The 11,791-nt window shown below is 44.4% G+C and carries 7 protein-coding genes; 4 read left to right on the top strand and 3 right to left on the bottom strand.

What is annotated here, in order from left to right; translation table 11 throughout:
- Window positions 1-289: 289 nt before the first annotated feature.
- Together Q8M62_RS04285 and Q8M62_RS04280 are read right to left on the bottom strand one after the other, a co-directional pair.
- A complete protein-coding gene (locus Q8M62_RS04285) occupies window positions 290-1,444 on the bottom strand; it encodes an IS91 family transposase (protein WP_305668033.1) in 1,155 nt (384 codons plus the stop codon).
- The gene (locus Q8M62_RS04280) at window positions 1,434-2,270 is read right to left on the bottom strand and encodes a tyrosine-type recombinase/integrase (RefSeq protein ID WP_304899082.1); all 837 of its coding nucleotides are present in this window, start codon (window positions 2,268-2,270) and stop codon (window positions 1,434-1,436) included. The genes Q8M62_RS04285 and Q8M62_RS04280 overlap by 11 nt, the downstream gene beginning before the upstream one ends.
- 231 nt (window positions 2,271-2,501) lie before the next feature.
- Between Q8M62_RS04280 and Q8M62_RS04275 the strand changes: the two genes are divergently transcribed.
- From Q8M62_RS04275 to Q8M62_RS04260, 4 genes are all read left to right on the top strand, one after another.
- A complete protein-coding gene (locus tag Q8M62_RS04275) occupies window positions 2,502-3,611 on the top strand; it encodes a serine hydrolase (RefSeq protein ID WP_304899080.1) in 1,110 nt (369 codons plus the stop codon).
- Between the two features lie 165 nt (window positions 3,612-3,776).
- The gene (locus Q8M62_RS04270) at window positions 3,777-5,975 is read left to right on the top strand and encodes a carbohydrate binding family 9 domain-containing protein (RefSeq protein WP_304899079.1); all 2,199 of its coding nucleotides are present in this window, start codon (window positions 3,777-3,779) and stop codon (window positions 5,973-5,975) included.
- A gap of 356 nt (window positions 5,976-6,331) precedes the next feature.
- Window positions 6,332-6,931, top strand: a complete 600-nt coding sequence (locus tag Q8M62_RS04265; RefSeq protein ID WP_304899078.1) for a short chain dehydrogenase — start codon at window positions 6,332-6,334, stop codon at window positions 6,929-6,931.
- Window positions 6,932-7,340: 409 nt separating this feature from the next.
- The gene (locus Q8M62_RS04260; protein ID WP_304899077.1) at window positions 7,341-7,688 is read left to right on the top strand and encodes a hypothetical protein; all 348 of its coding nucleotides are present in this window, start codon (window positions 7,341-7,343) and stop codon (window positions 7,686-7,688) included.
- A 162-nt stretch (window positions 7,689-7,850) separates the two neighbouring features.
- On the opposite strand, the gene Q8M62_RS04255 is transcribed toward Q8M62_RS04260, so the two are convergent.
- Window positions 7,851-11,687 (bottom strand): PVC-type heme-binding CxxCH protein, encoded by a 3,837-nt coding sequence (locus Q8M62_RS04255; protein WP_304899076.1) that lies wholly within the window; start codon window positions 11,685-11,687, stop codon window positions 7,851-7,853.
- Window positions 11,688-11,791 lie beyond the last annotated feature (104 nt).

The raw sequence follows: 11,791 nt of genomic DNA, 5'->3' as shown, positions 1-11,791 counted from the left end.
TAACATTTAGCCCACTAGAGAAAAGCCCCTGAAAAAAAGCCCTGATTGATGCATTCATCTTTCAGGGCTTTTTGCTAGTGGCTGTTGACTGACATCCGCAGGGTGAAACGGCTGCTAGGTGGATTAGTAGGCCAGCTATTGGTCTATAGTGTTTTTTTACTGTTGCATAAACTGTGTTTTTTGGAAGTATTTTCTGTTTTGGACATAAAATCCCCTACCCAGTAAATGGGGCTTTTTAGCTTTGGGATGTCCTGGACCAAGCCGCTGTCTTCATTGGTCCCTTTGGTTCTCAAGATGGGGCCGGAGTGGATCTTATGGGTTTTGGTTTCCTGTTTGCCCTGTCCCTTGTATTGAAGATGACTGTCATTCTTCCGGTCTTGCAGCAGGGACATTTGAAGATATCCCTGCCGTACTTTTCCAGCATTCTTATTTGAAAAGGGATTTTCACCTTTGGTTTTTCAGGTTCCATGTTCAGTTTTGACCGGATCAGTGCCAACCTCTCACCTTTTCCCTGAAGCCTCAGATACCCAAAGTGTCTGATCTTGACAAACCTTTTCGGAAGAACATGCTGCTCGAACCTTCTGAGGAATTCCTGATGGGTAAGGAGCATCTGTTTGGTTTTGGAACCGTCAGCGTAGTCCTTGTAGCTGAACCTGATCTGGGTAGCGTTGACTTCCAGAATACGGTGCCTTGTGATGGCGATCTTGTGTGTATATCTGCCCAGATATTCCACTACCCGGTCCGGTGATCCAAAAGGGGCTTTGGCATAGACGTTCCACTTTTTGAACCTTATTGCTTTGAGGATGGAGTTTTTGTCACCGAACCAGGTAATGGAACTGTCCTTTTCCAGCCCTTCCATGAACATGGCCTTGTACATTTTTGCCATGCTTTTTTCGGGGAAGAGGAAGCGGTTGTTTTTGCGTTTGGGCTCTATCCACCGGTGTCCGTCAAAACCTCCTGCACTGACGATACAGTGGACGTGGGGATGAAAGCTAAGATCCTGTCCCCAAGTGTGGAGCACCATTGTAATCCCCGGTTCCGCCCCGAGGTATTCGGGCATCCGGGCATGCTTGAGCAGCGTCTGGGAAGCCGCCAGGAACAAAAGGTCGAACAGCTTACTTCTGTTGCCCATGATCAGGGGATTGAGTTCATGCGGCAGGGTAAACACCATATGGTAATAGGCGGTTGGAAGGAGTTCGTCCATCCTGCTTTCTATCCAAGCATCCCGTCTCATGCTTCCGCAATTGGGGCAGTGCCTGTTTCCGCAGCAATGGTAGCTGTGGGACAGGTTCCCGCATTCCTGCCTGTCGCACCTGCTGAGGTGGTAGCCTTTGGCAGCGGTATGGCATGCGGCAAGGTCGGCAAACACGGCTTTGCTGTAGGGGTTGAAATTTTGGATGTACGGATGTCTGAACAGGTTCTGGAAAGCAGTCTCAGCCGGCATAGCCCAAGATATCAAGTGGGGAAACGAGCTTTTCCCTGCGCTGTTTGGTCAGGTGGAGATAGACCATGGTGGTCTCTATCTTGGAGTGTCCGAGCAGCTGCTTGATGGTGTGTATGTCTGTTCCTGCATCAAGCAGATGGGTGGCGAAGGAATGCCTGAGGGTATGTGCGGAGAATGCATGCTGTCCGAGTCCTGCCTGCTTCATGGCCATGCGGATGGCATGCTGGATTGATCGGTCATTCATGGCCCTGCCCGGTGTCTGTCCCTCGAAAAGGTATTGTTTGGGCCTGTAGGCCTTGTAGTAGGTTTCAAGCAATGGAAGCACGGCAGCCGGCAGGATGGTGAACCTGTCCCTGCTTCCCTTTCCCGCCACTACCTTGAGCTGCATATCCGCCCTTGAAATATGTTTCATTTCCAGAAAACGGAGTTCGCTGAGCCGGATTCCGGTGCCATAGAACAAAGCGATGATTGCCCTGTGCTTGAGGTTGGAAACCGATCCGAGAACCTGTCCGACCTGTTCCTGTGTCAGGATATCGGGAAGTCGGAACTCTTTTCTGGGATAGAGGGCATGGGGAACTACATAGGGAGAGGGCAGGATGTGCTTGAAAAAGAAGCTGCAGCTTTGGGCCGTCATTCGGCATTTGTCCCTGCCCACAGCATGTTCCTTCTTGATGTAGTTGATGTAGGAGGCAATGTGTTCCTGTGTAAGCTGCTCGGGATTGAGATGGTTGTAATAGGCAAAGATCTGGCGCATCTCGGCCATATAGTTGCGGATGGTCATGGGGGAATAGGCCTTGGCTTCAAGAAATGAGGCAAGTCTGAGCAGATACTCCTGTGCCGGACCGTTAAGGGCAACAGTCCCTAAGGTGTTTTTTTTTAGTTTCCATAATGATTGATTTTGATTTGACGGAATTTAAACAGAATTTAGGTAATTCGCTCACCCGGAGGGTGTCAGTTCAACGGCACCTACCCAAAAGTGGCGGTTCAATGCTTACATCATCCCGATAGCCATCCTCATTGTGCATCTAATGGAGTTTAGTACTGAAAGTCCCCGCCTTTGCCAAGCCCGAAACCGCCGGTGCCAAATATTGAAAACACTGCAACGATTAAATCTGAAATAAAAATTGAAATGAAACTATTAAAACAAGAGACCTTGGATAAAATAGTTGCACAGACAACAAAAAATAAAAATATTCAGGGTTCAGTCTTTCACATAGAATCAGCTGACAAGTCAATGAGTTTATTTTCATCTTCTGGAAATATTTCTCCAGAAAGCCACTATTACATTGCCAGCATTAATAAGTTAATCATCTCATTTATTACCCTCAGGCTATGGCAAAAGAAGGCCATCAATCTTGAAGAAAAACTCTCAAATTATTTACCAAATGAAACGCTCAACGGACTTTTGGTTCACAATAGTAAAGACTATTCAGGGGAATTGACAATTCTGCATTTAATTTCACACACATCGGGCTTGCCTTGTTATCTTATTGACAAAAGACCTGACGGCAAAAAGAATATGGACCTTATACTGAATGGTCATGACCAGTCTTGGCCAATAGACAAAGTAGTAAGTGAAGTAAAAAAGATGAAGTCCAAATTTATTCCAGGTACTAAAGGCAAGGCAAGCTATTCTGAAACCAACTTTAGACTATTAGATCGAGTTTTAGAAGTGGTAACGAATAAACCTATTCAAGTTTTATTAGCCGATGTTTTTCAGGAATTAGAGATGAACAATTCCTTTGTTCTCCCTTCAAATTCAGCAGACAATTGTGCTCCCATTTATTTTAAACAAAACCAAATAGATATAAACCGCTATTGGAAGTCAACACATCACGACATTGTAAGTACAGCGGCTGACCAAATGAAATTTATCAGAGCATTTTTTGGCGGTAAATATTTTACTCCTGAATTTATTGAAGAGCTAAAAAAATGGAATGCTATATTCTTTCCTTTCAAGTATGGTATTGGAATTCAAAAGTTTTATATCCCAAGATTATTGTCTCCCTTTAAAGCAGTTCCTGAATTAATTGGTCATTGTGGTTCTGTAGGTTCAGTGGCATTTTACCTGCCTGACAAAGAAGCCTATATTACCGGGACTGTAAACCAAACAAGTAATCCAGCTATCGTATTTCGGACAATGGTCAAACTAGTGAATAAGCTATGACAGTATAAAACCTTATCCTGTTGTTCATTTAAACCGCCTTTCAGTCTAATTCTACTCCCCTTATTGAAAAAAAGCCTAAAAAGTTACAGGAAAAATAGGATCGCCTGCGTCTTTTTAAACCCTCTGCGTCTTGAAGCTGAAATTTTAAATCAACTCAACGAGCGCATGAAAAAGTATCAAAAAATTCTAAAAACTGGCCGATACTCCACAGGGACAATTGCCGGATTCTTCTCCTTTATTCTCTTGCAACTAACATTTTGCTTCGGCTTACTGGCAAAGGAAGCCAATACAGAACCCTATTTAACACCAACCAAACCTGTAATTGACGGGATCATCGACAGTTCATTTTACCAAGGCATCCATTTCTCATCATTCAAGCAAATTGAGCCTTATATTTTAATGGATGCAAAGGGTAAGACAGAAATCTATTTCATGTACGACCTCGAAAATATCTATATAGCAGGAAAGCTTTTTCAGGAGAAGAGCACGATTAAAGCCAGTTCGGGCAGAAAAGATGCGGGAATCGTTTATGAGGGGGATATGTTACTAGTAGCGATTGACCCGCTTAACAATGGAAATGCCGCACAATTTTTTATAATAAATCCGGCAAACGGGATTGCAGATGGCTTATTGATGAATAATAACTTTGATTTTAAATGGGACGCCATTTTTCATACAGCCACAAAAATTTATGAGGATCACTGGTCATTTGAATTTCAACTTCCCATATCCTCTATTAATTTTCAAAATAAGGAGGAGCAGACCTGGGCAGTAATGTTTATCAGGAATTTTGCACTTATTCAGGAAAAATCCGCAAATCGCATTATTGATAAAGATAATCCATTGCGGGTTGACGATTTTTATAAGGTAGAGGGATTAAAACACTTAAAACAAAAACTTACAGTTCAATTTGCACCTTATTTATTTTCATCATTTAACCGTGATCTCATAACTGGTCAATCTGTGGCAGGTCTGAAATCAGGTGGGGAGTTGAAGTTCAGGCCTACTTCTTCAATGAATATAATAGCTACTTTTAATCCGGATTTTGCCCAGGTAGAAGCCGATGCGGTGATTGTGAATATGAATGATGTACCGGTGTCATTACCGGAACGTAGGCCATTTTTTACCGAATCCAGTGACCTATACCCTGGTCTGGCAGTGAACACACGAAATATTCAAGACATTAATGCAGGCATAAAACTCAGACAGGTAATTGGTAATTTTAAATATGATGCCACTTGGGTAAAGGACAAAGAGGATAATCATTGGTATTTGGGCAATGTACGCTACACCAACAATAAAACATTTCACGCAGAAGCGGTAAGTGGTGTCCGAAATAATGCTGAAAGAACAGATTATAATATCACCACTAACCTGCGGGCTTGGGCGTTCAACCGCAGACTCACTTTCTATAATTGGTTTGGTACGATCAATGGTCAGAAAGGTAAAAATGAATTTGAAACTGTCAATTCTGTTCAGTGGGTAAGCAGAGAACTGAACCTTGGCCTTTGGAGCCATCATAAATCAGAGTTTTATAATCCCAATATCGTTGGCCATAACACCTTGTCAAATGAAATAATTTATGCCGGATGGGCAAATTATACCTACTTCCCAAAAGAGGGACTGCTGAGGCAAATTACCACTGGGATACATGCAAGCAGAAAGGAACTTTACGACGCGGATAACACTGAGTTTTATGTGTTAAGACCTCGCGTGCAAACAGTTATACATCCAAGTGATGCATGGGGGAATTTAGAATTTGCGCTTACCTACCAACCGGGTATTAACAATTATTTCCGATACAGAAATGTAGAAGGAAAAGAAAGTGTAATTCATCAGGATGCTTATGGACCCTTCCTACTCACCAATCAAAGCAGGGGTTCATTTGAATTTAAAATCAATACCGATAATTCCAAAAAGGTAGGCTTGATGCTCCAATTCAATAATTACGAAATCAGAAAATCAGCAAGCCGGAACACAAAAGGAGATGTGTTTTGGAAAATATCATCGAAGGCCAATCTTACCTACGGAATAGAAAATGTTTTACTGGAAGGATCAGCCTTTCAAGTGCGCTATGTGCAGACCTTTCACCGATTAAAAGCAGAGTATAACCTAAATGATGTCATTAACATCCGTTCAATTTTACAATTCAATGATGTGTTCATTCCCCACGAATATGGGTTTGAAGAAAAAATGCCTTTAATCAATTTTACAGCCTCCTGGCAATACAGTAAGGGGAGTTTCATTTACCTGGTGATCAACAAGTATGTTGACAATAAAAAAATGAATGGTCAGTCGGAAATAGTTAGACTTGCGGATAGTCAATGGATTGGCTTAAAGCTCAATAAAACCTTTATATTCTGAGATGAAATCGAGCCTGTCTGCTACAGGCAGGCAAGACTAAAAAGTCACACACTGGAATGATTATCAAACTTGCGAGATTCCATCTGACCAAAAAAATCAAATTATAAACAGGTGAAATCGAGCTTTTCTGCCACAAGCAGGCCTGCCTGAGGCAGACAGGCATGCCCCCTGAGGTGACACACAGAGAGATAATTATAATCCATGCGAAGATTCTCCCGATGAAAAATCGGGACAGGCTATGTGACCGCTAAAAAACAATTATAAACACATGAAATGCCCATGAGAAAAGATTCTCACACAGGGGAATGATTATTTTGGGCATTCCATATGGCATTTAAAAAACAAATTATAATCATATGAAAGTATTACTCATTGGTGCTTCAGGGACTATTGGCAAACGATTGAAGGAATGCCTTGAATTGAAACATGAGCTTGTCTTAGCAGGGAAGCATTCGGGTATGGTCCAACTGGATTTGGCCAATGTTGATTCCATTAAAGCAATGTTTAAAAACGTGGGAAGGATTGATGCTGTGATTTGTGTGGCAGGGGAGGCAAAATGGGATCAATTTGAAAACATGACAGAAGAGGATTATTATCACGGGCTTAAAAACAAGCTCATGGGACAGGTAAGCCTTGTGCGATGGGGTAAAGATTATGTGTCCTTTGGGGGATCCATAACATTAACTTCCGGAGTTTTGGCTGATGATCCTGTGTATATGAGTACTAGCGCAGCTATGGTAAATGGAGCGTTGCACAGCTTTGTAAAAGCGGTTGCTTTGGAATTGGACAATGTCAGGGTAAATGTAGTTTGTTCGGATCTTGTGGAGGATTCTTACGAAAAGTATAAAGATTACTTTCCCGGACATACGCCGGTTTCCATGAAAAGAGTTGCCGATGCTTATCTGAAGAGCTTGGAGGGAAGGATAAAAGGAGAAATTATTCGGGTTAAGGCTTAGAATTGCTTTAACCTATATATTCCGGTTAAACCCCAAGAATTCCAGTGATGAAATTCAGGTAAGTGTGGACCAGATTTCTTCAATTGCGATCGAGGTACCCTATTTTAAGCTTAATAGTTGGGCTATTTTAGCCTTTTGAAAAAGAAAATGATTGTTCCCAATGACACTAGGGGCCGAATTTCATATTGATTTCACCTCGACTTGGTTCGACTTGACATCTTCAGACCATTTGAGACAACCTCTTGGCATAACCCAAAATTCGGTGGCTGAGCGAAGTCGAGGTCATTTTATCAAAAAGGGATAGTGGTAGTAAAGCGGATAATCACAAAAAAGAATGAATTATTTGGTCACCCTTACAACCCGGGTTATTGGATTTGAGTATATCCAATGTTCTTAACAATCAATGCAGATGACAAAAAAAATACTTTCAACGATCTTTCTTTCTTTATCCTTCGCTTTGGTCTCCTTCGCACAGGATGTCAATGGTAAGTGGACTGGAAAAGTCATGGGCCAATATGATGTAGTCTATTTCTTTGAATATGACGGGGAAACACTAAACGGCAAAAGTATCAGTCCTCAAGGAACTGAAATCCCGATTAAAGACGGCTCCATCAAAGGGAAAAACATGCAGTTCAAAATGGAACTTATGGGTAACACGTCCACTTTTTTCGGAAAAATTGACAAGGACAAGATCTATCTTCGGATGCCCATCCGGGATACAGAAATTGCTGTAATACTTGTCAAAGAGGAGAAATAAGTCAGAAATTTAAAGGAGGCTGTCTCATAATTGCTGTTTGTCAACCTGACCCTTCGACTCCGCTCATGGTGACAGTAGTCGAATGGTCGTGTTGACATCTTCAGACCTTTTGAGACAAGCTCTTTTTTAAATTCAGAAACCAAACTTTCCTTTCGGCCAAAATCATTCCACCCTCTTATTCGTCTTCAGGTACGCCATCAAGTTGACAATCTCCTCTTTGGTCAAATTTTCAAATAGGCCGGAAGGCATCATGGACACATCCGTGACTTCCCGGGAGAGGATGCCGGATTTGTTAATGATAAGCTGATCCTGACCTACGATCCGCATGGTGACCTGGCGTTCGTTTTCCGAAATGATATTTCCGGAATAGGTCCTGCCATCCCGGGTATTGATCACGACCATTTTGTAATCATCCTGAATTTCGGCACTGGGCTCCAGCACATTCATCAGGATATATTCCGGATCGGTTCGGTTGGATCCTGTGAGATCAGGACCGATGATTCCGCCTTCTCCATACATTTTGTGGCAGCTTCCGCAGGATTTTGAAAAGACCGTTTTTCCGGTTTTGAGATTGGCGGAATTCAGGGCGGAAGTACTGAGCATAGCGCGATAGGTGGCATAGGCTGCTTTGTCGCTGGGCACTTGCTCAATCGGTCCCCAAACTTCAATAAATCCACTTCCCACTACCCGCAGCAGCTGTCGGGCGACACTTGCTGGAACTTCCGACTTGGCGATTTTTTTGGATTTGATTTCCTGGGTGAGCATATTTCCATAGCGCGCCCGGGAGGACAGGGTTTGCATGGCTTCAAGTTTTTCCGTGGGGGAAAATTTCGGATAGTTTTCCAAAAGTAGTTTTCCCAGGGACTCATTATCGAATGCCGCGACTGATCGGATGGCGTCTAGTCTCATGCTTGGTTCCTGCAGCAGGGCAGGGATTTCCGCCGGCAATCCTTTCTGTTGTTGTGCGCTGAGTGTTTGCAGGGCTTTGATTCGTTGATCTCGGGTCGCTGATTTGTTTTTCAGCATCGCAAAAGCGCGTTGGGTGGCTTCTTTATCACCAAATAAACTGGAAATTTCTGTGGCTAAGTCCTGCTGTTTTCCTCCTGATTTTTGAAGTTTTTCTGCTACTGCCTTCCAGTTAGCCGGAGTTTTGAGATCTGTTCGTCCCTCCATTCCGCTCAGCATTCCCGACATGAGCAATTCGGTATTGGGGCCACCTCTGCCGATCAAGGCGACCAGTTTTTCAATCTGATCTCCATCCACAGCCCGTCTGCCCATATTTTGGGTGACAAAAGTAAGCTTGGATTTGGGAGCCAATTCAAGGAATTTATCTGCACTTTGAGCAAAAAGGGGCTCGACACCATACCAAAGCATTTTAGGCAGATTGTGGTCTTTCTCGTCTTCGGCATGCTGAATCAGACTTTCTGCCAATGCCCATTTTTCGGATGTGGGGATTCTTTGCAATGCCGCAGTCAGATAAAGCCGAACCACAGGGGAGGGATCTTTCGCTGCCATTGACTTAAATTTTGTCAGGGCTTCCGGAGAAGGTTTCATGTCTTCGCAGAGCAGTTGGATCGCCCAAGCGCGGATGTATGGATCGCCATCGGAGAGTGAATTGATCAATTCCTTTTCTGAAAATCCTCCGGTCTGATGCAGGGTCCACATGGCCCTAAGCCTCCAGTCGGGATTTTTATCTTTTTCAAAAATCGATTTCAAGGCCGGATTGGTCCTCGTATCCAATTTTTTGTTTACCGCCCGCTTGTGCAAAATGCCCCGCGCTCTGCGGGCATGCCAGTCAGAAGTATTGGTCTGCAAAGCCACCAGTTGGGCATCCGACATTTTATTCAAATCACTGTATCTGCCGGGGAAATTTTGCGCAAGCGATTTCTCCGGCATAATTCTGAAAATCCGGCCCGTCTCCTCATTCAACACTTCTTTGCCACAGATATCGGCGTCATGCCAATCCAATGCGTAAAGTCCTCCGTCCGGGCCAATCTCCATGCTGAATCCTACCCATTGGGCATTATTGGCCAACATGAATTCATCGCCGTGTTTTCCTTCAAATCCGGATCCTTTTGGGATCAGAATGTCTGACAGGACACCATGCTCGTGGATGTTTGCCATGAAAATCCTTCCCTGTTCCTCTTTGGGAAAAGCATCGGACTGGTAAACCCGTGCGCCTCCATGGGCGGAACGGTGGCTGTGGTTGGCGATGGTTTTGATATCCTCGTACACGAAGGGATTGAAATGCTGCCCGCCCTGACGGTGGTAGATTCCTCCCGGTACCACATGCCAAAGGTGGGGAATCACACAGGCACTCATGAAAAGTTGACCTTTGGCATCGTAGTCAATCCCCCAGGGATTGCTGAATCCATGCGCTACCACCTCAAACCTGTCCTTGACCGGATGATAGCGCCACACGCCACCGTTGATGTCCACTCCGTCTTTTTCCAAAAGGTCCTCCGGAAAAGGATCCTTGTGGTAATAAAGCTTGGAATCTCCATCATCCTTGGGTTTACGGATTTTGGAAGGGGTAGCAAAACCCTGTAGGCCGTAAAGCCAACCATCCGGACCCCAATGCAAGCTGTTGAGTGTTTCGTGGCGATCCCGGATTCCCCAGCCGGTCAGCAGAATTTGGATGTCTTTCATATCCGCCTTGTCGTCCCCGTTTTTGTCAGGTACAAAAATCAGATTGGGTGGTGCACCGATAAAGACTCCGTCAAATCCCACTGCGATTGCCGCAGGGAAAGCTAATCCTTCCATGAACACCTTCTGACTGTCCGCCACTCCATCCCCATCGGTATCCTCCAAAATTAGGATTCGGCTGTCTCCGGAGTTGGAGAAACCGTCCCCCCGGGACTCATAATCCTTGTTTTCGGCAATCCAAAGTCTTCCCCGATCATCCCAAGCAAATGCCATGGGCTGGGTCATCATGGGTTCGGAGGCCCAGACATTTACTTTGTATCCTGCCTTGACAGTCATCGCATCTACCGCTTCTTGGGCAGTTAGAAATTTCGCATTTCGCCCTTCTTGTTGAGCCAGACCCCAAAGTTCGGTGGTCGAATACATCCCTTCTCTGCCGGAGAATTTCCCCCAGGCTTCCGTCAATGCCACATCATTTATATCACCGGAATGGACTAAAAGGCGAAGTTTGATGGTCTCTGTTTTGCCCTGATCGATGGTCCAGTCTCCGTCCTTGGTAAATGCGGGCCCCAAGCCCAACTGACCGTCCACGCGCCATTTATTGGGATAGCCTCTGTTTTCCGGATGATCAAAAACTGCTATGTTGGCCCGGTTTTCCCGGCTGTCCACCGTCATTCCCACATTGATCCACATAGAAGGCTGACCTTCTGCTTGAGCATTTTTTTGTCGGGCCGCATTGATTATTTCGCCGTCAATTCCTTCTTTCCAGGGCATTCGGATGAATAGACTACCATAGTCATATTGTCCAATCGTCACCTGCGTTTTTGCTTCCCCTTTCCATTCCAGATCCAGGATATATTCCCCGTTCACTTCAGCCAAAGACCAGTTTTGGGTTTCCTCCATCACCGGATTTCCAAGGGAATCCAAAAGGTGATAAATCGTCTGCCATTTTACCTGTTGACCGCTTTCCTCCACGATATTCAGCGCTACTTTTTTCCAATAATCGTCCTGAGGATTGTGAAAGTAATCCCGGCCGTTGACCCGGGTTAGGCCCCAGTAGAGTCCGGTCTGATGTTTATGGTGGCCGGGACTGTATTCGGTCAGCACACCTTTTCCATCGGGAGCAATAATGGGGTGGATGTAAGGACGAAAATCATCTTTTGCATTTTGGGTCAGAAGGGGATCTGTTTCTCCCTGCCTATAAACTGAAATGGTGCCATCGTCTTCATTTTGGACAAGTGTAAGGAGGGTAGGTTCTGTTGAGATTTCTGCTTGCTTGGGGGCTTTTGGCTTACAGTAGAAAAGAATACCTAAAAGACAAAAGAGCGAAAGCCAGGAAATACGTGCTGGATACATAGGCTTGAGGTTGATTGGGTTGTGGGAGAATATCAGACGAATCGGTATGATAATTCGAATCCTTAATATAGAAAAAGGTGATGGAAACTCCAGACTGGAAAAAA

The organism is Algoriphagus sp. (assembly GCF_030694375.1).
Lineage (GTDB): Bacteria > Bacteroidota > Bacteroidia > Cytophagales > Cyclobacteriaceae > Algoriphagus.
The sequence above is the reverse complement of the archived record's forward strand: the minus strand, read 5'-3'. Positions and strand labels throughout refer to the sequence as shown.